Annotated in this window: 20 protein-coding genes and 2 riboswitches; of the genes, 10 read left to right on the forward strand and 10 right to left on the reverse strand. The window is 72.9% G+C overall.

Annotation, left to right across the window (positions count from 1 at the left end):
• Positions 1 to 19: 19 nt before the first annotated feature.
• Positions 20 to 646, reverse strand: coding sequence for a DsbA family protein (locus ACZJYS_RS09150; RefSeq protein WP_109518255.1), 627 nt, complete (start codon positions 644 to 646; stop codon positions 20 to 22).
• A gap of 306 nt (positions 647 to 952) precedes the next feature.
• On the opposite strand from ACZJYS_RS09150, the gene ACZJYS_RS09155 reads away from it, so the two are divergent.
• Both ACZJYS_RS09155 and ACZJYS_RS09160 read left to right on the forward strand, forming a co-directional pair.
• On the forward strand, positions 953 to 2,257 hold the full coding sequence (locus ACZJYS_RS09155) for a solute carrier family 23 protein (RefSeq protein WP_493177367.1): 1,305 nt from the start codon (positions 953 to 955) through the stop codon (positions 2,255 to 2,257).
• Between the two features lie 101 nt (positions 2,258 to 2,358).
• A complete protein-coding gene (locus ACZJYS_RS09160; RefSeq protein ID WP_493177369.1) occupies positions 2,359 to 2,919 on the forward strand; it encodes a DinB family protein in 561 nt (186 codons plus the stop codon).
• Here the strand turns inward: ACZJYS_RS09160 and ACZJYS_RS09165 are convergent.
• Positions 2,916 to 3,470 (reverse strand): DUF721 domain-containing protein, encoded by a 555-nt coding sequence (locus ACZJYS_RS09165; protein WP_379650180.1) that lies wholly within the window; start codon positions 3,468 to 3,470, stop codon positions 2,916 to 2,918. The two genes, ACZJYS_RS09160 and ACZJYS_RS09165, sit on opposite strands and share 4 nt — an antisense overlap.
• A gap of 2 nt (positions 3,471 to 3,472) precedes the next feature.
• Between ACZJYS_RS09165 and ACZJYS_RS09170 the strand changes: the two genes are divergently transcribed.
• The 3 genes from ACZJYS_RS09170 to ACZJYS_RS09180 all read left to right on the forward strand — a co-directional run bounded on the left by ACZJYS_RS09170 (position 3,473) and on the right by ACZJYS_RS09180 (position 5,461).
• Positions 3,473 to 4,549, forward strand: a complete 1,077-nt coding sequence (locus ACZJYS_RS09170; protein ID WP_493177371.1) for an A/G-specific adenine glycosylase — start codon at positions 3,473 to 3,475, stop codon at positions 4,547 to 4,549.
• Positions 4,550 to 4,595: 46 nt separating this feature from the next.
• The gene (locus ACZJYS_RS09175; protein WP_493177373.1) at positions 4,596 to 5,132 is read left to right on the forward strand and encodes a biotin transporter BioY; all 537 of its coding nucleotides are present in this window, start codon (positions 4,596 to 4,598) and stop codon (positions 5,130 to 5,132) included.
• Between the two features lie 89 nt (positions 5,133 to 5,221).
• A complete protein-coding gene (locus ACZJYS_RS09180) occupies positions 5,222 to 5,461 on the forward strand; it encodes a DUF3072 domain-containing protein (RefSeq protein WP_109518250.1) in 240 nt (79 codons plus the stop codon).
• An 87-nt stretch (positions 5,462 to 5,548) separates the two neighbouring features.
• Here ACZJYS_RS09180 and ACZJYS_RS09185 read toward each other — a convergent pair whose 3' ends face one another.
• From ACZJYS_RS09185 to ACZJYS_RS09195, 3 genes are all read right to left on the reverse strand, one after another.
• Positions 5,549 to 6,640 (reverse strand): site-specific DNA-methyltransferase, encoded by a 1,092-nt coding sequence (locus tag ACZJYS_RS09185; RefSeq protein ID WP_109518249.1) that lies wholly within the window; start codon positions 6,638 to 6,640, stop codon positions 5,549 to 5,551.
• Positions 6,641 to 6,732: 92 nt separating this feature from the next.
• Entirely contained in the window at positions 6,733 to 7,350 is a 618-nt protein-coding gene (gene rnhB, locus ACZJYS_RS09190) for a ribonuclease HII (protein WP_109518248.1), read from the reverse strand.
• Between the two features lie 66 nt (positions 7,351 to 7,416).
• Positions 7,417 to 7,872, reverse strand: a complete 456-nt coding sequence (locus tag ACZJYS_RS09195) for a GNAT family N-acetyltransferase (RefSeq protein WP_109518247.1) — start codon at positions 7,870 to 7,872, stop codon at positions 7,417 to 7,419.
• 80 nt (positions 7,873 to 7,952) lie between these two features.
• Between ACZJYS_RS09195 and ACZJYS_RS09200 the strand changes: the two genes are divergently transcribed.
• Together ACZJYS_RS09200 and ACZJYS_RS09205 are read left to right on the forward strand one after the other, a co-directional pair.
• Positions 7,953 to 9,080, forward strand: a complete 1,128-nt coding sequence (locus ACZJYS_RS09200) for a DNA topoisomerase IB (protein ID WP_245906543.1) — start codon at positions 7,953 to 7,955, stop codon at positions 9,078 to 9,080.
• Positions 9,081 to 9,111: 31 nt separating this feature from the next.
• Complete coding sequence (locus ACZJYS_RS09205) at positions 9,112 to 10,062, forward strand: DUF2891 domain-containing protein (protein WP_493177377.1); 951 nt, start codon at positions 9,112 to 9,114, stop codon at positions 10,060 to 10,062.
• 81 nt (positions 10,063 to 10,143) lie between these two features.
• Here ACZJYS_RS09205 and ACZJYS_RS09210 read toward each other — a convergent pair whose 3' ends face one another.
• The 5 genes from ACZJYS_RS09210 to ACZJYS_RS09230 form a co-directional block, all read right to left on the reverse strand.
• Positions 10,144 to 10,347: a YgaP family membrane protein gene (locus ACZJYS_RS09210; protein ID WP_109518323.1), complete on the reverse strand. Its 204-nt coding sequence runs from the start codon at positions 10,345 to 10,347 to the stop codon at positions 10,144 to 10,146.
• A 152-nt stretch (positions 10,348 to 10,499) separates the two neighbouring features.
• Positions 10,500 to 13,415 carry an aminomethyl-transferring glycine dehydrogenase gene (gene gcvP, locus ACZJYS_RS09215; RefSeq protein WP_493177381.1) on the reverse strand — a complete coding sequence of 972 codons (2,916 nt, stop codon included), beginning with the start codon at positions 13,413 to 13,415 and terminating at the stop codon, positions 10,500 to 10,502.
• Entirely contained in the window at positions 13,412 to 13,789 is a 378-nt protein-coding gene (gene gcvH, locus ACZJYS_RS09220; protein WP_493177383.1) for a glycine cleavage system protein GcvH, read from the reverse strand. The genes gcvP and gcvH overlap by 4 nt, the downstream gene beginning before the upstream one ends.
• A gap of 12 nt (positions 13,790 to 13,801) precedes the next feature.
• Positions 13,802 to 14,917, reverse strand: coding sequence for a glycine cleavage system aminomethyltransferase GcvT (gene gcvT, locus ACZJYS_RS09225; RefSeq protein WP_493177385.1), 1,116 nt, complete (start codon positions 14,915 to 14,917; stop codon positions 13,802 to 13,804).
• Between the two features lie 48 nt (positions 14,918 to 14,965).
• Positions 14,966 to 15,061, reverse strand: a riboswitch (glycine riboswitch).
• Positions 15,062 to 15,064: 3 nt separating this feature from the next.
• Positions 15,065 to 15,155, reverse strand: a riboswitch (glycine riboswitch).
• Between the two features lie 83 nt (positions 15,156 to 15,238).
• Positions 15,239 to 15,793, reverse strand: a complete 555-nt coding sequence (locus ACZJYS_RS09230) for a hypothetical protein (protein ID WP_379650164.1) — start codon at positions 15,791 to 15,793, stop codon at positions 15,239 to 15,241.
• Positions 15,794 to 15,904: 111 nt separating this feature from the next.
• On the opposite strand from ACZJYS_RS09230, the gene ispH reads away from it, so the two are divergent.
• The 3 genes from ispH to rnhA all read left to right on the forward strand — a co-directional run bounded on the left by ispH (position 15,905) and on the right by rnhA (position 18,466).
• On the forward strand, positions 15,905 to 16,849 hold the full coding sequence (ispH, locus tag ACZJYS_RS09235) for a 4-hydroxy-3-methylbut-2-enyl diphosphate reductase (protein WP_379650162.1): 945 nt from the start codon (positions 15,905 to 15,907) through the stop codon (positions 16,847 to 16,849).
• Positions 16,850 to 17,019: 170 nt separating this feature from the next.
• A complete protein-coding gene (locus ACZJYS_RS09240) occupies positions 17,020 to 17,997 on the forward strand; it encodes a homoserine kinase (RefSeq protein WP_493177389.1) in 978 nt (325 codons plus the stop codon).
• Positions 17,987 to 18,466 (forward strand): ribonuclease HI, encoded by a 480-nt coding sequence (gene rnhA / locus ACZJYS_RS09245; protein ID WP_109518242.1) that lies wholly within the window; start codon positions 17,987 to 17,989, stop codon positions 18,464 to 18,466. Before ACZJYS_RS09240 ends, rnhA begins: the two co-directional genes overlap by 11 nt.
• The last annotated feature ends 142 nt before the right edge of the window (positions 18,467 to 18,608 follow it).

Raw genomic sequence — 18,608 nt, forward strand, 5'->3', positions numbered from 1 at the left:
GCCATGTCCAGCCGCTCGGTCAAGCGCCGGAGGCTTCGCCGACGAGCTGGGCGAAGCGGTCATAGGGCAGCGCGCCGGGCACCACCTTGCTGCCGAAGACGAAGCTCGGGGTGGAGCTGACATTGTGCTCCTGCTCGGCCTTCAGCCGGCCTTCCAGGATGGCGCGGCGCAGCCCCTGGTCGGCGATGGCGGCGTCCACCTGAGCGCGGGAGAGGCCGGCGAGCGCGGCGATCTTGGCGATCTCGGCCACGTTGTCGGCGCCGCGGGCGAAGGCCCAGCGGTCCTGGCTGGCCAGCAGCGCGCCGATGAAGCCCTCATAGCGCTCGGCCGGCAGGGCGCGGGCCACCTGGGCGGCGGCGAGCGCCAGCTGGTCGAGCGGGAAGTCGCGCCACACCATGCGCATCTTGCCGGTGCCGACGAGCTCCTTCTTCACCTGCGGCCAGGTGTCGCGGTGGAAGGCGGCGCAGTGCGAGCAGGTGAGCGAGAAATACTCGATCACCGTCACGGGCGCCGTCTCCGGGCCGGTGGCCCGCTCGCCGAGGCTGATGGGCGCGGCGGCGCCCCCTCCCTGCGCGGCGGCGGCCAGCGGCGCCAGCGGAAGCAGGGCGGCCGGAGCCAGCATCAGCGTGCGGCGGGTGAGCGACATGGAGCCTCCTGTGGCGTCATGGGGCGGACGGCGCGCGGCGGGTGCCCCGGGTGCGGCGGCGCGGTTCCGCCGTCTCTACAGCAGAACACGCCCGCAAGGCGATTCCGGGCAAGGCGGTCCCGGGCAAGGCGATCCCGCGCGGCGGGCCGGCCGCGGATGACCCAGCAGATGACGCGGCGGCGCGGGCCTGTCCATCGGCTGTTGCACTTCGCCACGCCGCGCGCGCCCGGCGCTTGCGCGCGGAGCGGCTTTGCCCGATGGGGCGGGCGTCACACGCACGAACAAAAGACATTGAGGAGAGGCCCGATGGCCCGCCTGTTTCCCTCCTGGACCCCCGCGCGCGGCCCCGTCGTGGGGCCGGAGGAGCGCCTGCCCGGCGGCGCCATGCTGGCGCTCGGGCTGCAGCATGTCGTCGCCATGTCCGGCGCCACCATCCTCGGCCCGCTGCTGATGGGGTTCGACCCGAACCTCGCCATCCTGTTCTCCGGCATTGGCACGCTGCTGTTCTTCCTCATCACCGGCGGGCGGGTGCCGAGCTATCTCGGCTCCAGCTTCGCCTTCATCGCCGTGGTGGTGGCGGTCACCGGCTATGCCGGCACGGGGCCGAACCCGAACATCGGCCCGGCGCTGGGCGGCATCGTCGCCGCCGGGGCGCTCTACGCGCTGGTGGGGCTGGTGGTGATGCGCGCCGGCACGGGCTGGATCGAGCGGCTGATGCCGCCCGTCGTCACCGGCGCGGTGGGGGCGGCGATCGGGCTGAACCTGGCGCCCGTGGCGGCGCGCGGGGTGGAGGGATCGGCGCCGGAGGTGGTGGTGGGCATCGGCACGCTGCTCGCCGTCAGCCTGCTCGCCGTCTATGCGCCGCAGGGGCTGCGCCGCGTCTCCATCCTGGGCGGCACGGTGGCGGGCTACCTGCTGCACCTGCTGCTGGCCAACGGCCTCGGCCTCGGCACGCCGGTCGATTTCGGGGGCCTCGCCGCTGCGCCCTGGTTCGGCCTGCCGCGCTTCCAGGCGCCGGTGTTCGAGGCCGGCGCGATGCTGCTGATCGCCCCCGTCGCCATCATCCTGATCGCGGAGAATCTCGGGCACATCAAGGCGGTGGGCGCCATGACGGGGGTCAGCATGGACCGCCACATGGGCCGCGCCTTCCTGGGCGACGGCGTGGCCACCATGCTGGCCGGCAGCGGCGGCGGCACGGGCGTCACCACCTATGTCGAGAATATCGGCGTGATGGCGATGACGCGGGTCTATTCGACGCTGATCTTCGTCGTCGCCGCGCTGTTCGCCATCGCGCTGGGCTTCTCGCCCAAGTTCGGCGCCCTGCTGCAGACCGTGCCGAAGCCGGTGCTGGGCGGCCTCGCCGTCGCCGTGTTCGGCCTGATCGCCGCCGCCATGGCGCGCATCTGGGTGGACAACAAGGTGGATTTCTCCGACCCGCGCAACCTGCTCACCGTGGGCGTCACCCTCATCGCCGGCGCGGGCGACCTCACCCTCCGCTTCGGCGGCTTCGCAGTGGGCGGCATCGGCACGGCGACGCTGGCGGCGATCGGCCTCTACCAGCTGCTCGGGCTGCGGCGCGGCGCGGCGGCGGAGGACCGCGCGCGGCACTGAGGCGGGGCCGCCGCCCCCTTCCCCGCCTCAACCGCTTGTCGGGTGCGCCAGGGGGGCGGCGCGGGGCATGGTCGGCCTTCCTTCAGACGGAGGTGCCTTCCATGCCGCCTTCCCAGTGCCTGACGTTCCGCGCCCTGGCCTACAACAATGCCTGGGCCAATCACCGCCTGCTCGCGGCCTGCGCCGGGCTGGGCCAGGACGCCTTCGAGGCGCCGCGGACCGGCTTCTTCCCCTCGATCCGCGCCACCCTGAACCACATCCTGGTCATCGACCGCTTCTATGTGGACGCGCTGGAGGGCGGCACGCTCGGCCCCGCCGCCTGGGCGGACCCGCTGCCCTGCCCCACCCTGGCGGATCTGCGGCCCGCGCAGGCGGTGGTGGACCAGCGGCTGATCGCCTTCTGCGAAGCCCTCGCGCCGGACGGGCTGGCGGCGGTGACGCGGGTGCACCGGCAGGGCCATGTGCAGGAGGAGCGGACCGACCGGCTGCTGCTGCACCTCTTCCTGCACCAGGTGCATCATCGCGGCCAGGCGCATGCCATGCTGAGCGGCACCGGCGTGCCGCCGCCGCAGCTCGACGAGTTCTTCGCCGCCGGGGAGGCGCCGCTGCGGGCGGCGGAGTTCGCCACGCTGGGCTGGCGCGAGGAGACGGTGTGGGGCTAGCGCTTCGGCCCGCCGCCTTGGCGGCGATAGACGCCCTGCCCCAGCCGGGCCAGGGCGGCGCGCAGTTCGGGGTCCTCGATGCCGTCCAGCGCCGTGCTCACCGGCTGCGGCAGCGCCACCGGGGCGGGCTTCGGCGCCTTGCGGGCGGGGGGCGGCATGCGCAGCTGCACCAGCCGCAGCCGCTCCACCACCCGCTGGCCGAGCGCGACGTTCACCCGCTCGATCAGCTGCGGCGCCAGGTATTGCAGCTCCATCGCCATCGGCCCGGCGCAGCCCAGGGTCAGCGTGCCGCCGACCAGCTTCTGCGGCATGCTCTGCGCCGCCAGCACAGGGCCGACGATCTCCGGCCAGTCCGTCATCAGGTGCGTGGCGGCCGGGCTGCGGCGGCGGAACACCGGCCGGGTCAGCTTCGGCAGCAGGGTGGAGAGCGGGCGCGGGCCGCGGTCCGCCCGCCAGCCGGGCGGCTCATCCCGCCGCGCCGTGTCGTTGCGCGCCGTGTCGCTCCGGGCGGGGGGGCTTGATCCGCGTGGCGCTTCGTCGTCTTGCTGCATCCGTGCTGCCCCCTGACCCCCTGCCCTCTGCCGGCGATCTGCTCGCCTGGTACGACCGCCACCGCCGCGCCCTGCCCTGGCGGGAAGCCGCGCGCGATCCCTACCGTATATGGCTCTCCGAAGTCATGTTGCAGCAGACCACCGTGGCCGCCGTGGCGCCGCGCTGGCGGCGCTTCCTGGCACGATTCCCGACGGTGGCGGCGCTGGCCGCGGCGCCGTGGGAGGCGGTGGCCGAGGAATGGGCCGGGCTCGGCTACTACGCCCGCGCCCGCAACCTGCATGCCTGCGCCCAGGCGGTGGTGGCGCGCGGCGGCTTCCCCGACACGGTGGAGGGGCTGCGCGCCCTGCCCGGCATCGGCGCCTATACCGCCGCCGCCGTGGCCGCCATCGCCTTCGACCGGCCCGTGGTGCCGCTGGATGGCAATGTGGAGCGCGTCACCGCCCGCGTCGCGGCGGTGGAGGAGGCGCTGCCCGGCGCCCGCCCGCGCCTCGCCGCGCTGGCGCAGGGCTGGATGGCGCAGGCGCCGGCGCGGGAGCGGCCGGCGGATTTCGTGCAGGCGCTGTTCGACCTCGGCGCCACGATCTGCGTGCCGCGCAGCCCGGCCTGCGTGCTCTGCCCCTGGCAGGCGGGATGCGCGGGGCGGATCTCCGGCATCGCCCCCCTGCTGCCGCGCAAGGCGCCGAAGCCGGCGCGGCCGCTCAAGCGCGGCGTGCACTTCCTGCTCAGCGATTCGGCGGGCCGCCTGCTGCTGCGGCGCCGGCCGCCGAGCGGGCTGCTCGGCGGCATGCTGGGGATTCCCGGCACGCCCTGGCGGGAGGAAGGCTGGAGCACGGAGGAGGCCATGGCCCACGCGCCGCTGACCTCCGCCAACTGGCGCGCCCTACCCGGCGAGGCGAAGCATGGCTTCACCCATTTCGAGCTGCGCATGGCGCTGCTGGCCGCCACCCTGCCGCCCGGCGCGGCCGTGGAGGGCGAGTGGCTGACCCCGGCCGCCGCCGCGCAGGCCCTGCCGGGGGCGATGCAGCGGCTGCTGGCGCTTGCCGAGGCCGCCGGCGCCGTGGCAAGCGATACCGCATGACCGCCCGCACCGGGCGGCCAGCAAAAAGACTTCCGGGACGCCCCGCATGATGCAGATGACCGCCACCCGCGCCCGCGCCGGGTTCACCTTCCTTGCCTATGCGCTGCTCGGCTCGGCCGTGATGGCCGCCTCGGCGCAGATCACCCTGCCGATGTGGCCGGTGCCCGCCACGCTGCAGTCGCTTGCGGTGCTGCTGATCGGCGCGCTGGCCGGGCCGCGCCTCGGCGCCGCCGCGCTGCTGGCCTATCTGGCGGAAGGCGCGATGGGCCTGCCGGTCTTCGCCGGCGGCGCCGCCGGCCCGGCCGCGCTGATGGGCCCCACCGCCGGCTTCCTGGCCGGCTTCGTGCTCTCCGCCTGGCTGGCGGGCTTCACGCCGCGCGCCGGGCTGCTGCGCCAGGGCGGCGTGCTGCTGGCGGCGCATCTGGCGATGTTCGTCCCCGGCGTGCTGTGGCTCTCGGGCTTCGTCGGGCTGGAGCGCGCGCTGATGGCGGGCTTCGTGCTGTTCATCCCCGGCACGGTGGTGAAGACGGCGCTGGCGCTGGCCACGCTGCGCGCCGCCCAGGGCACCCTCCGCCGCGCCTGACCGCAGCCGGAGGCGGCGCAACCCGCGCCGCCTCCCCGGCGTTTCCATCGGGAACAGGCCATGAACATATGTGCCTGAGGAGAAGACCGATGGCCAAGACTCCCGAGAACGATCCGAAGCAGGCGACCGAGAGCACGCCCGGCAACACGGTGAAGGACCCGTCCGACTGGACGACGGGCGACGAGAGCATGACCGGTGCCCAGGCCAGCTACCTCAAGACGCTGAGCGAGGAAGCGGGCATCGACTTCGACGAGACGCTGAGCAAGGCCGAGGCCTCGAAGCGCATCGACGAGCTGCAGGCCAAGACCGGGCGCGGCCGCGACCACTGACCGTGCCGGCGCCGCCAGCGTCCCCCGAAAACTGACAGAAAAAAGATGCGGGGGTCCGGGGGAGAATTCCTTCTCCCCCGGCCTTCCTCAGGTCCCGAGGCTCGCCGCCACTTCGCTCCGCAGCTCATCGAGCAGCCGCAGCGTGCCGTCCCGCCGCTCCAGGTGCCAGAACAGCCAGCCATTGCAGGAGGGTGCCTCCTGCACGGCGGAGCCGACCTGGTGGATCGAGCCGTGGGCCTTGCCGCAGCGGATGGAGCCGTCGGCGTTCACCTCCGCCTCGAAGCGGCGGTGCCGGTCGGTCAGGCGGGCGCCGGGCGGCACTAGCCCGCGCTCCACCAGCGTGCCGAAGGGGATGCGCGGCTGCTCGCGCTTGGTCGGCATCACCAGCATGGCGCTTTCCGACAGCGGCTGGATCGCCTGGATGCGGGCGCGCGCCGCGGCGGCATAGCCCGGGTCGCGCTCGATGCCGATGTAGCGGCGGCCGAGGCGGCGGGCGACGGCGGCGGTGGTGCCGGTGCCGAGGAAGGGGTCGAGCACCACGTCGCCCGGCGCGGTGCAGGAGAGGATGACCCGGTGCAGCAGCGCCTCGGGCTTCTGCGTCGGGTGCAGCTTGTCGCCCTTGGCGTCGCGCAGCCGCTCATGCCCGGTGCAGAGCGGGATGAACCAGTCCGAGCGCATCTGCACGTCGTCGTTCAGCGACTTCATGGCGGTGTAGTTGAACTTGTAGCGGCTCTCCTGGCCGCGGCTCGCCCAGATCAGCGTCTCGTGCGCGTTGGTGAAGCGCCGGCCGCGGAAGTTCGGCATCGGGTTGGCCTTGCGCCAGATGACGTCGTTCAGGATCCAGAAGTCGAGATCCTGCAGCGCGACGCCGAGGCGGAAGACGTTGTGGTAGCTGCCCATCACCCAGATGGTGCCGTCCTTGCGCAGCACGCGGCGCGCCTCGGTCAGCCAGGCGCGGGTGAAGGCGTCGTAGGCGGCGAGATCGGAGAAGCGGTCCCAGGAATCGTCCACGCCATCGACCACGCTCTCATCCGGCCGCCGCAGCTGGCCCTTGAGTTGCAGGTTGTAGGGCGGATCCGCGAAGATGGCATGCACCGAGGCTGGCGGCAGTGCGCGCAGCATCTCGATGCAATCCCCTTCCAGGATGCAGTCCACCGGCAGATCCAGCCCCGTCCCCACGCCCGCGAAACCCCTCAGCGACTCGAGGGCCGACAATGCGCGGGCCGGAGTCGCGCCGTCAAGCGGGCCGAGTCGCGGTTTCTTTCAGCAGCCTAGAGAAGCGCGAGCTGATCCACCGGCGCGAAGCCCCGGCGGTGATGCGGGCAGGGCCCGAGCTTCAGCAGCGCGGCACGGTGCGCCGCCGTGGGGTAGCCGGCATGGCGGGCGAAGCCATAGCCCGGCCAGCGCCCGTCCAGCCGCGCCATGGCGCGGTCCCGCGTCACCTTGGCCAGGATCGAGGCGGCGGCGATGGAGAGGCTGAGGCTGTCCCCCTTCACCACGCAGCGCACCTCGCAGGGCAGGCGCGGCGGCTGGTTGCCGTCGACGAGCGCCACATCCGGCACGGTGGCCAGCCGCGTCACGGCCCGCAGCATGGCCAGGTGCGTGGCGCGGAGGATGTTGATGCGGCCGATCTCGGCCGCGCTGGCGGCGCCGATGCCGAATTCCAGCACCCCCGCCCGGGCGGCGGCGCGCAGCACGGTGCAGGCTGCCTCGCGCCGCGCCGGGTCGAGCTTCTTGCTGTCGTCCAGCAGCATGGCCAGCGTTTCGGGCGGCTCGCCGTGGAACAGCACGGCGGCGGCCACGACGGGCCCCGCCAGCGGGCCGCGCCCGGCCTCGTCCACCCCTGCCACGCGGCCGCCCGCCGCCCGCTCCAGCGCGTAGTCCGGCATTCAGCCGAGGCTCCCATTCCATGCCCGCCGCCCGGCATAGGGCGCGCGGGCACGCGCCCGCAAGGCTCAGAGCTTGATGTCGTAGGTCTTCCACGGGGTGAGCTGCGCCACCCGGTCATAGACGGCGCGGCCACGGTAGTTGTCCTCGGCCGTGATCCAGCGGATCACGCTCCAGCCCCGGGCGCGGCCGACATCGGCCACTGCGCCGATCAGCGCATCGGCCACGCGCTGGCCGCGCGCCGAGGGATCGACGAACAAATCGTCCAGGAAGCCGCCCGTGCTGGCCGAAAGCGGGCGGGCGAAGGGGCGGTAATGCGTCAGGCCCACCGCCTTCCCGTCGGCGTCCAGGGCCAGGAAGCCCTTCACCTCATGCGCCGGGTCCTGCAGCCAGGACCAGACGCGGTCGCGCATCTCCGGCGTCTGCGCCACGCGGTAGAAGGCGGCGTAGCCCTGGTAGAGACGGTCCCAGTCGGCGCGGCGGTCGGTCCCGGGCGGCAGGATGCGCAAGGCGGTCTCGGTCATGGCGGCAAGCTCCTGGCGGAACCGGAGGCCGGTGCCGCGCGTTGTTCTGGCTCCGCCCGTGCAGAAGGCGAAGCTTAACCATGCTGACGCAGACCCAGGCCGAGGTCGAGACACCCCGCTCCGGCGGCCCCCGCCCGAAGGTCCCTTCCCCCTCGCCCGACATGCCGCGCATCGCCGGCCTGCGCTACGTCTCGGACGAGACGCCGGGCCTGACGCGCCGCCGCAGCGGCAAGGGCTGGAGCTTCCGCGACGCCCGGGGCGCCCCGGTGAAGGACAAGGCGGTGATCGCCCGGCTGCGCGCCCTGGCCGTGCCGCCGGCCTGGACGGAGGTGTGGCTCTGCCCGCATGCCAATGGCCACATCCAGGCCACAGGGCGGGACGCCAAGGGCCGCAAGCAGTACCGCTACCACCCCGAGTGGCGCGCCGCGCGGGACGCGACAAAGTACCGCCACATCCTGCATTTCGCCCGCATCCTGCCGGCCCTGCGGGCGCGGGTGGAGCAGGACATGGCGGCACGCGGCCTGGGGCGGGAGAAGGTGCTGGCCACCGTGGTCCACCTGCTGGACACCACCCTCATCCGCGTCGGCAACGAGGATTACGCGCAGGCCAATGGCAGCTACGGCCTGACCACCCTGCGCGACCAGCATGTGGATGTGCGCGGGGATGCGATGCGCTTCGCCTTCCGCGGCAAGAGCGGCAAGGAATGGAAGCTCTCGCTGCGCGACCGGCGCGTGGCGCGCGTGGTGCGCGCCTGCCAGGACCTGCCCGGCCAGGACCTCTTCCAGTACCGCGACGAAGCGGGCGAGCTGCAGGGCATCGATTCGGCCGACGTGAACGAATATCTCCGCGAGGCCACGGGCGAGGACATCACCGCCAAGGATTTCCGCACCTGGGCCGGCACGGTCCTGGCCGCCATGGCGCTCTCCGAGTTCGCGGCCTTCGACAGCCAGGCGGCCGCCAAGCGCAACATCCGCGCGGCGGTGGAGCGTGCCGCCGCGCGGCTCGGCAACACCCCCACCATCTGCCGCCAGTGCTACATCCACCCCGAGGTGCTGGACGGATACCTCCAGGGCGGCCTGCTGGTGCAGGTGAAGCGCGAGGTGGATGCCGAACTGCGCGAGGACATCTCCGCCCTCAAGCCGGAGGAGGCGGCGGTGCTGGTCTTCCTGCGCCAGCGCCTGGGCGAGGCGGCGAAGCAGGCGGCGTGACAACGGGCCGGCGGGGCGGCACTCTCCGGCCATGCAGCTCACCGAAGACCTCGCCAGCCGCTTCGCGCGCATCGCGCTCGGCCATGTGGAACGGGAATACCCGAACAAGATCGCCCACGCCCTGGCGGGGCCGGAGGATGCCGGCACGCCGCGCCAGCTCTACCCGGTGTTCTTTGGCAGCTTCGACTGGCATTCCTGCGTGCATGGCTACTGGATGCTGGCGCATCTGCTGGCACGCTTCCCCTCGATGGAACCGGCGGAGGACATCCGCGCCCTCTTCGCCCGCAATCTCACCCCGGAGAAGATCGGCGGCGAATGCGCCTACCTCGCCCGGCCGCTCTCGCGCGGCTTCGAGCGGCCCTATGGCTGGGCCTGGGCGCTGAAGCTCTGCGCCACCCTGCGCGGCACGCCCTGGGAGGCCGCCGTGGCGCCGCTGGGCGCTGTCATCGAGCAGCGCTTCCGCGACTTCCTGCCCAAGGCCACCTATCCGGTGCGGGTGGGGACGCATTTCAACACCGCCTTCGCCCTGCGCCTCGCCGCCGATTACGCGGATGCCGGCTTCCTGGCCCTGCTGCGCGACACCGCCCGCCGCTGGTACGGCGCCGACCGCGACGCCCCCGCCTGGGGCGAGCCTTCGGGGGACGATTTCCTCTCCGGCACGCTGATCGAGGCGGAGGCGATGCGCCGCCTGCTGCCGCCGGAGGAGTTCGCCCCCTGGTGCCGCGCCTTCCTGCCGCGCCTGGCGCAGCGCGAGCCGGCGGCGCTCTTCACCCCCGCCACTGTCAGCGACCGCAGCGACGGCAAGATCGCGCATCTGGACGGTCTGAATCTCAGCCGCGCCTGGTGCTGGCGCGGCCTGGGGCAGAAGCGGGCCGCGGAAGCCCATCTGGCGGCCGGCCTGCCGCATGTGGCGGGCGACTACATGGGCGAGCACTGGCTGGCCAGCTTCGCCGTCCTGGCCCTGGAGGAGGGCGGCGGGTGATGCCCGCCCGCCGGCCCTTCCGCCTCCCCTCCACGCCCCGGGGAACAGGCGGGAGCAGGGCCGGACGGCCGCGGCGTGCCGTCAGGCGAAGCCGGGCTTCGAGGGCAGGCCGCTCCGCTTAAGCAGGGCGACGACCGGGCAGAGGCCGGTGAAGGAGGCCTGCACCAGATGGGCGCCCATCAAGCCGGTCAGCCAGAGCCACCGGATGTCGTGATAGACTGCTAGGAGCACGCTCCCCAGCACCACGACACCGACGACCAGCAGGATCATCCGTTCGAGGGTCATGTCCGCCTCCTTCATGCCCAGAGGGGCCAAATGAAGGCACAGCGACCGTTCCGGATCAACAAAGATTTCCGGCCGGGAGGGCGCCAGGGGCGGCCCGGCCCCCGGCAGCGACCGAAGGAGGGCCGGGGGAAGCCGCGCTTCCCCCGGACGCGTCACTCCGCCGCCTGGGCGTAGTCCTCCAGCGGCGCGCAGGTGCAGACCAGGTTGCGGTCGCCATAGACGTTGTCCACCCGCTTCACGGGGGGCCAATACTTGTGGGCGGCCACGTAGGGCAGCGGGAAGGCCGCCTCCTGCCGGCTGTAGGGGTGCGTCCACTCCGTGGCGGCGATCTCGCCGGCGGTGTGGGGCGCGTTCTTCAGCGGGTTGTCGGCGCGGTCCATGCGGCCCTGCTCCACCGCGCGGATCTCGCCACGGATGGCGATCATCGCGTCGCAGAACCGGTCCAGCTCCGCCTTGGTCTCGCTCTCGGTGGGCTCCACCATCAGCGTGCCGGCCACCGGCCAGGACATGGTCGGCGCGTGGAAGCCATAGTCCTGCAGGCGCTTGGCGATGTCCTCGACCAGCACGCCGCCGCCCTGCTGGAAGCCGCGGCAGTCCAGGATGCACTCATGCGCCACCATGCCGCGCGCGCCCTTGTAGAGCACCGGGAAGTGCCCCTCCAGCCGCCGCGCGATGTAGTTGGCGTTGAGGATGGCGACCTGCGTGGCGCGCGTCAGCGCCTCCGGCCCCATCATGCGGATATAGGCGTAGCTGATGGGCAGGATGGAGGCGCTGCCGAAGGGCGCGGCCGAGACGGGGCCATAGCCCGTGGCGGGGCCGGCCTCGGCCAGCAGCGGGTGGTTCGGCAAATGCGGCGCCAGATGCGCCGCCACGCCGATCGGGCCGACGCCCGGGCCGCCGCCGCCATGCGGGATGCAGAAGGTCTTGTGCAGGTTCAGGTGGCAGACATCGGCGCCGATCCGGCCGGGGGCGGTCAGGCCCACCTGCGCGTTCATGTTGGCGCCGTCCATGTAGACCTGCCCGCCGGCCGCGTGCACCGCCTCGCAGATGCGGATGATCTCCTCCTCGAACACGCCATGCGTCGAGGGATAGGTGACCATCAGCGCGGACAGCTTCTCCGCGTGCTGCGCGATCTTGGCTTCGAGGTCCGCGAGATCGACGTTGCCGTCGCGGTCGCAGCCGACCACCACCACGCGCATCCCCGCCATCACCGCCGAGGCCGGGTTGGTGCCATGCGCCGAGGAGGGGATGAGGCAGATGTCCCGCTGCCCCTCGCCGCGCGCCTTGTGGAAGGCGCGGATGGCGAGCAGCCCGGCATACTCGCCCTGGCTGCCGGCATTCGGCTGCAACGACACCGCCGCGAAGCCGGTGATGGTGGCGAGCCACCCCTCCAGCCGCCGGATCAGCGCGATGTAGCCCGCCGCCTGATCGACCGGCGCGAAGGGGTGCAAATTGCCGAAGCCGGGGAAGGTGACCGGGATCATCTCCGCCGTGGCGTTCAGCTTCATCGTGCAGGAACCGAGCGGGATCATGCTGCGGTTCAGCGCGACGTCCTTGTCCTCCAGCGCCTTCAGGTAGCGGAGCATGGCGTGCTCCGCGTGGTGGCTGTTGAACACGTTCGCGGTCAGGAAGTCCGAGCCGCGCGCCAGCGCGGCGGGAATGCCGCCCTGTGGCGAAAGCCCGGCCAGCGCCACCGCCTTGCCGCCCGCCTGCGCCAGGATGGCGACCAGCGTCTCCAGCTCGGCGCGGCTCACCGTCTCGTCCAGCGCGATGCCGACGCCGGTGGCGTCGATGCGGCGCAGGTTGAAGCCGCTGGAGAGGGCCTCGGCCATCAGCGCGTCGGCCTTGGCGCCGGCCTCGATGGCGATGGTGTCGAAGAAGGCGTCGTGCCGCAGCGTGAAGCCGGCGCGCGTCGCGGCATCGGCCAGCAGCCGCGCCTGGAGCGAGACGCGGCGGGCGATGCGGCGCAGCCCCTCCGGCCCGTGCCACACCGCATACATGCCGGCCATCACCGCCAGCAGCACCTGCGCGGTGCAGATGTTGGAGGTGGCCTTCTCGCGGCGGATATGCTGCTCGCGCGTCTGCAGCGCCAGGCGCATGGCCGGCCGCCCGGCGGCATCGACCGAGACGCCGACGAGGCGGCCCGGCATCAGCCGCTTGTAGGCATCCTTCACCGCCATGAAGGCAGCGTGCGGGCCGCCATAGCCCATCGGCACGCCGAAGCGCTGGGAGGAGCCGATGACCACATCGGCGCCCATCTCGCCCGGCGGCGTCAGCAGCACCAGCGAGAGCGGGTCGGCGCTCACGATGGCCAGCCCGCCCGCCTTCTGCACGGCGGCGATCTCGGGGGCGATGTCGCGCACCGCGCCGGTGCTGCCCGGATATTGCAGCACCAGGGCGAACGGCTTCTGCGCCTCACAGGCCGCCGCGATCTCCGCCACCGGCACCACGGCCACCGTCAGCCCCAGCGGCTCGGCGCGGGTCTGGATGACAGCGAGCGTCTGCGGGTGGACATCGGCCGCCACCAGCAGGGTCTGAGACTTGCCCTTGGTGGCGGCGAGGGCAATCGCCATCGCCTCGGCGGCGGCGGTGGCCTCGTCCAGCAGGCTGGCATTCGCCACCGGCAGGCCAGTCAGGTCGCAGACCATGGTCTGGAAGTTGACCAGCGCCTCCAGCCGCCCTTGGGCGATCTCGGCCTGGTAGGGCGTGTAGGCCGTGTACCAGCCCGGATTCTCCAGCACGTTGCGCAGGATGACCGGCGGCACATGGGTGCCGTGGTAGCCCAGGCCGATCAGCGAGCGGCGCGGCTGGTTCAGCTCCGAGAGGCCGCGCAGCTCGGCGATGGCCTCCGCCTCCGACACCGGAGGAGGCAGCTGGGAAAAATCCTGGCCGCGGATGGCGGCGGGGACGGTGCGCTCGGCCAGCGCCTCCAGGCTCTCCACCCCCACCGCCTCCAGCATGGCGGCGATCTCCGCCTCGCCGGGGCCGATATGGCGGGCGGCGAAGGCGCCGTGGTCCTCCAGCGCCGCCAGTTCGTCCAGAACCGTGGTCACGCCTGCCCCGGTCATGCCTGGCTGTCCACGAAGGACTGGTAGGCCCCGGCATCCATCAGCGCGTCGATCTCCGCCGTATCGGCGGGCTCGATCTTGAAGAACCAGCCGCCCCCGGTGGGGGCGGAGTTCACCAGGGAGGGATCGTCCGGCAGGGCGGCGTTGACCTCGACGATCTTGCCCGCGATCGGGGCATAGACGTCGGAGGCCGCCTTCACGCTCTCCACCACGGCGATGGCATCGCCCGCCGCCACCTCGCGCCCCACCTCGGGCAGGTCGACGAACACCACGTCGCCCAGCGCCGTCTGCGCGTGGTCGGTGATGCCGATGGTGGCCACGCCACCCTCCAGCCGCACCCACTCGTGATCCTTGGAGAATTTCAGCTCGGCCATCGGGGCAGGTCCTTATCGGGCGTAACGGTGGGGGACGAAGGGGGTGGCGGCGACGCGGGCGGGCAGCGCCTTGCCGCGCACCATCAGCTCGAGCGCCGTGCCATCGGCGGCGTGCGGGCGGGCGACGTAGCCCATGGCGCAGGGGCCGTTCAGCGAGGGGCCGAAGGTGCCGCTGGTCACCTCGCCCACCGTCTCACCGGCAAGGGCGATGGCGGTGTGTGCGCGGGCCGGCTGGCGGCCCTCCGGCAGCAGGCCGACACGCAGCCGGCGGGGGCCGTTGTCCAGCTCCTCCCGCACCCGCCCGGCGCCGGGGAAGTCCCATGCCATGCGGCGGCGCTTGCCGATGGTCCAGACCAGCGCGGCCTCGACCGGGCTGGTCGTCTCGTCGATGTCGTTGCCGTAGAGGCAGAGGCCGGCTTCCAGGCGCAGCGAATCCCGTGCCCCCAGCCCGGCCGGCACGGCGCCGGGCAGCGCCAGCAGGGCCTTCGCCAGCGCCTCGGCCTTGCCCGCCGGCACGCTGATCTCGACGCCGTCCTCGCCCGTGTAGCCGCTGCGGCTGACCAGCACGGGGATGCCGGCGATCTCCAGCCGCGCCACGCCCATGAAGGGCAGCGCCGCCACGCCGGGCGCCAGCGTCGCCAGCAGCGGCACCGCCTGCGGGCCCTGGAAGGCCAGCAGCGCGCGGTCCTCCAGCCGGTTGAGGCGCACGCCCGCGGGCAGCACCGCCTCGATGGCGGGCAGGTCCACCTGCTTGCGGCTGGCGTTCACCACCAGGAAGAGGCCGCCCTCGCCCAGGTTGGCCACCATGAAATCGTCCAGGATGCCGCCCGATTCGGTGGTCAGCAGCCCGTATTTCTGCCGGCCGGGCTTCAGGATCTGGATGTCGGCCGGCGTCAGGCGCTCCAGCGCGGCGGCCGCGCCCTCGCCCACCAGCTCGGCCTGGCCCATGTGGGAGACGTCGAACAGCGCGGCGCCGGCGCGCGTCGCCAGATGCTCGGCCAGGATGCCGGCCGGGTACTGCACCGGCATGAGGTAGCCGGCGAAGGGCACCATCTTGCCGCCCAGTTCGCGGTGCAGCGACGCCAGGGGCGTCTCCAGCAGGGGGGTCTCAACCAGGGACTCGGCCACGCAGCCTCCAGCGCCGCGCGAAGGCGGCGGGTCAGGGTTCGTGGCCCCCCTCTGTCCGATGACCTGAGAGATTCAGCGCGGGCGTTGGCGCGCCTTACTCCGTCGGTGCCGAAGCCTGTCTCCAGGCGGCGGGCTTTCCAGAGGTCCCTTCCCCACGCGGCCCTTCTGCCTGAGCGTTTCCGGGGGCCGGTTGCGCCTTCGGCGATGGCAAGCTGCCATTCTCTCCCGCGTGGGATCTGCGGGTGCCGATCCATCTGCCCGAGCGCCCGCCCCGGCGCAAGGGGCGAGAGCGCCGGGCGCGGCGAAATCCTCCCCCCGGCCTCAGCGCGGGCCGCGCGCCCGGTTCAGCGCCAGCTCCTCGGGGCTGAGCACGAAGCCGAGCCAGACCTGCTTGCGCGCCGCCGCCTGCGGGCTGCCGGGGATGCGGACGGTCACCTCCTCCCCCCGGCTCTGGATGCGCGAGACATTGGCCGGGAACTCCACCCGCATGGCATAGGCCTGCCGCGCGAGGATGCGGTTCTCTCCCTCCGCCACCGCCACCATATAGGGGATCTCGGCGGCGCGGCCCGTGGCCGCCGGGCCGCGCTCGGCCGTGAAGGCCGGCGTCAGCGTCACATCCAGCCCAGCCCCTCCGGGCGCGTAGTCGCAGCGCGCCTGGAAGCCGGCGACGGAGGCATTCAGCTCCATGGCCGTCAGGTCCCGCCCGCCCCCGGCGCGGAAGCGCGTCAGGTCCGCGGCATCGGCCAGGATGGCCACGCGCGGGCAGGGCGCCGTCATCTGCGGCAGGGCGCCGCCGCCGCCGCACCCGGCCAGCAGCAGGAGCACGCCGCCCATCGCCGCCATCTTGCCGCTTCGGAGGTTCCGCGCCTTGACCATGCTGCCACTCTTCCTCTTAGTGCCGCGTCCGGATGCCACGGCCCCCTGGCCCGGCACCACCCTGTGAAGCGACCGCCCGTGAACGCCAACGCCCCCATCGGACAGGCCAGCATGACCGTCAAGCCCGCCCTGCATGTCCTGCTCGCCGGCCCGCGCGGCTTCTGCGCCGGTGTGGACCGCGCGATCAAGATCGTCGAGGAATCCCTGCGCCGCTTCGGCGCGCCGGTCTATGTCCGGCACGAGATCGTGCACAACAAGTTCGTCGTGCAGAGCCTGGAGGCGCAGGGCGCCATCTTCGTCGAGGAGCTGGACGAGGTGCCGGCCGACGCGCCGGTGGTGTTCAGCGCCCATGGCGTGCCGAAATCCGTGCCCGCCGAGGCGCGGCGGCGCAACATGGTCTATCTCGACGCCACCTGCCCGCTCGTCTCCAAGGTGCACCGCGAGGCGGAGCGCCACGCCGCCGCCGGCCGGCACATCCTGCTGATCGGGCATGCGGGCCACCCGGAGGTGATCGGCACCATGGGCCAGCTGGAGCCCGGCACCGTCACGCTGGTGGAGACGGTGGCCGAGGCCGAGACGGTGCGGCCGCCCGAGGGGCCGCTCGCCTTCACCACCCAGACCACCCTCTCGGTGGACGACACGGCGGAGATCGTGGCCACGCTGGCGGGGCGCTTCCCGCACCTCGTGGGGCCGGCCAAGGAGGATATCTGCTACGCCACCACCAACCGCCAGGCGGCGGTCAAGGCGATCGCGGCGCGGTCCGGAATGGTGGTGGTGGTGGGCGCGCCCAACTCCTCCAACAGCGTGCGGCTGCGCGAGGTGGCGGAGCGCGCCGGCTGCCCGCGCGCCATCATGGTGCAGCGCGGGCGGGAGCTGGACCCGGCCCTGGCCGATGGCGTCGGCACCCTCGGCATCACCGCCGGCGCCAGCGCGCCGGACGTGCTGGTGCAGGAGGTGCTGGAGCGGCTTCGCGAGCGCTTCACCCTCACCGTCGAGGAGGTGGTGGTGGCGGAGGAGAGCGTGGTGTTCAAGCTGCCGGCGGCGCTGGCGAAGTAGCGCGCCGCCCGATCGCGGCCCCCGGCAGCAGAACACGCGCCAGAACACACGGCGGAACACGCGGCGGGGGATTGCCGCGGAGGCCGGGGCGCGGCATTGCGCCCTGTGCGGGCCGTGCCCGTGGCGCGCGGCGGGGGTGCCGGCGGGGGTTTCATCAGAGCGGGGCGCCGATGGCGGTCTATACCGAGGTCTCGGACGAGGCGCTGCGCGCGTTCCTCGCCGATTACGATTTGGGCGAGCTGCTCGCCTTCCGCGGCATCGCAGAGGGGGTGGAGAACAGCAACTTCGCGCTGAAGACCAGCGAGGGCGGTGACTTCGTGCTCACCCTCTACGAGAAGCGCGTGGACCCGGCCGAGCTGCCCTGGTTCCTCGGGCTGATGCGCCACGTGGCGGCGCAGGGCGTCTCCTGCCCGCTGCCCGTGGCGGGGCGGGACGGTATCGCGCTGCGCGAGCTGGCCGGGCGGCCGGCGGCCATCTGCACCTTCCTGCCCGGCGTCTGGCCGCGCCGGGTGCGGCAGGAGCATTGCGCGCCGCTCGGCGCCGCGCTGGCCGCGCTGCACGGCGCCGGCGAGGGCTTCCGCGCCGAGCGGCCGAACGGCCTCGGCCCGCGCGCCTGGGCGCCGCTGCTGGAGCGCTGCCGTGCCGGCGGCGACGCGGTGCAGCCCGGCCTCGTGGCCGAGCTGGAGGGGCATCTGGAGGGCATCCTGCGCGACTGGCCGCGCGGCCTGCCGCGCGGGCACATCCATGCCGACCTGTTCCCCGACAACGTGTTCTTCCTGGAGGAGGAGCGCGGCACCCCCCGCGTCTCCGGCCTCATCGACTTCTACTTCGCCTGCACCGACTTCCTGGCCTACGACCTGGCGGTGTGCCTGAACGCCTGGTGCTTCGAGCCGGACCTCGCCTTCAACGTCACCAAGGCCCGCGCCCTGCTCGGCGCCTACCAGGCGATGCGGCCACTGAGCGCCGCCGAGCTGGAGGCGCTGCCCGTGCTCTGCCGCGGCGCCGCCATCCGCTTCCTGCTGACGCGCCTGTACGACTGGACGCACACCCCCCCCGGCGCGCTGGTGACGCGCAAGGATCCGCTGGAATATCTCCGCCGCCTGCGCTTCCACGCCGCCGCGCGCGATGTTGGCGCCTATGGCCTCTGACCCCTTCCAGGACGCCCCGGCCGAGGCGGCGGAGCGCGTGGTGGAGATCTGGACCGATGGCGGCTGCAAGCCGAACCCCGGCCCGGGCGGCTGGGCGGCCATCCTGCGCTTCGGGAGCGTGGAGAAGGAGCTTTCCGGCTACGACGCCGCCACCACCAACAACCGCATGGAGCTGACCGCCGCCTGCATGGCGCTGGAGGCGCTGAAGCGCCCCTGCACCGTGAAGCTGCACACCGACAGCGAGTATGTGCGCAACGGCATCAGCCGCTGGATCCATGGCTGGGTGCGCAACAACTGGCGCAACGCGGCGAAGGACCCGGTGGCGAATTACGAGCTGTGGCAGCGCCTGCTGGCCGCCGCGAAGCCGCACAAGGTGGAATGGCTCTGGGTGCGCGGCCATGCCGGCGATCCGATGAACGAGCGGGCCGACCAGCTCGCCACCGCCGCCCGCCAGTCGGGCGGGGGCTGAGGTGTGAGCACCCCCAAAACCCGGCTCCGACACCAGCAAACTCCGTCGCCGCACAAGAACAGCTTAGCCACCATCCAAATATTCGCAGCTTCAACAACAAGACATCGTGGAGCGTTTCCGAATAAATGAAGCCTAGCACCGC

The sequence above is a fragment of the Roseomonas sp. TS2 genome (assembly GCF_058833935.1).

What these genes read in the sequence shown, in the direction of transcription:
- ACZJYS_RS09230 (WP_379650164.1), bottom strand. Translation starts at nt 15,793, where the DNA reads ATGGTCAAGGCGCGGAACCTCCGAAGCGGCAAGATGGCGGCGATGGGC.
- ACZJYS_RS09175 (WP_493177373.1), top strand. Translation starts at nt 4,596, where the DNA reads ATGATGCAGATGACCGCCACCCGCGCCCGCGCCGGGTTCACCTTCCTT.
- gcvP (WP_493177381.1), bottom strand. Translation starts at nt 13,415, where the DNA reads ATGACCGGGGCAGGCGTGACCACGGTTCTGGACGAACTGGCGGCGCTG.
- ACZJYS_RS09180 (WP_109518250.1), top strand. Translation starts at nt 5,222, where the DNA reads ATGGCCAAGACTCCCGAGAACGATCCGAAGCAGGCGACCGAGAGCACG.
- rnhB (WP_109518248.1), bottom strand. Translation starts at nt 7,350, where the DNA reads ATGCCGGACTACGCGCTGGAGCGGGCGGCGGGCGGCCGCGTGGCAGGG.
- ACZJYS_RS09240 (WP_493177389.1), top strand. Translation starts at nt 17,020, where the DNA reads ATGGCGGTCTATACCGAGGTCTCGGACGAGGCGCTGCGCGCGTTCCTC.
- ispH (WP_379650162.1), top strand. Translation starts at nt 15,905, where the DNA reads ATGACCGTCAAGCCCGCCCTGCATGTCCTGCTCGCCGGCCCGCGCGGC.
- ACZJYS_RS09155 (WP_493177367.1), top strand. Translation starts at nt 953, where the DNA reads ATGGCCCGCCTGTTTCCCTCCTGGACCCCCGCGCGCGGCCCCGTCGTG.
- ACZJYS_RS09210 (WP_109518323.1), bottom strand. Translation starts at nt 10,347, where the DNA reads ATGACCCTCGAACGGATGATCCTGCTGGTCGTCGGTGTCGTGGTGCTG.
- ACZJYS_RS09160 (WP_493177369.1), top strand. Translation starts at nt 2,359, where the DNA reads ATGCCGCCTTCCCAGTGCCTGACGTTCCGCGCCCTGGCCTACAACAAT.
- ACZJYS_RS09200 (WP_245906543.1), top strand. Translation starts at nt 7,953, where the DNA reads ATGCTGACGCAGACCCAGGCCGAGGTCGAGACACCCCGCTCCGGCGGC.
- gcvH (WP_493177383.1), bottom strand. Translation starts at nt 13,789, where the DNA reads ATGGCCGAGCTGAAATTCTCCAAGGATCACGAGTGGGTGCGGCTGGAG.
- rnhA (WP_109518242.1), top strand. Translation starts at nt 17,987, where the DNA reads ATGGCCTCTGACCCCTTCCAGGACGCCCCGGCCGAGGCGGCGGAGCGC.
- ACZJYS_RS09150 (WP_109518255.1), bottom strand. Translation starts at nt 646, where the DNA reads ATGTCGCTCACCCGCCGCACGCTGATGCTGGCTCCGGCCGCCCTGCTT.
- ACZJYS_RS09195 (WP_109518247.1), bottom strand. Translation starts at nt 7,872, where the DNA reads ATGACCGAGACCGCCTTGCGCATCCTGCCGCCCGGGACCGACCGCCGC.
- ACZJYS_RS09165 (WP_379650180.1), bottom strand. Translation starts at nt 3,470, where the DNA reads ATGCAGCAAGACGACGAAGCGCCACGCGGATCAAGCCCCCCCGCCCGG.
- ACZJYS_RS09205 (WP_493177377.1), top strand. Translation starts at nt 9,112, where the DNA reads ATGCAGCTCACCGAAGACCTCGCCAGCCGCTTCGCGCGCATCGCGCTC.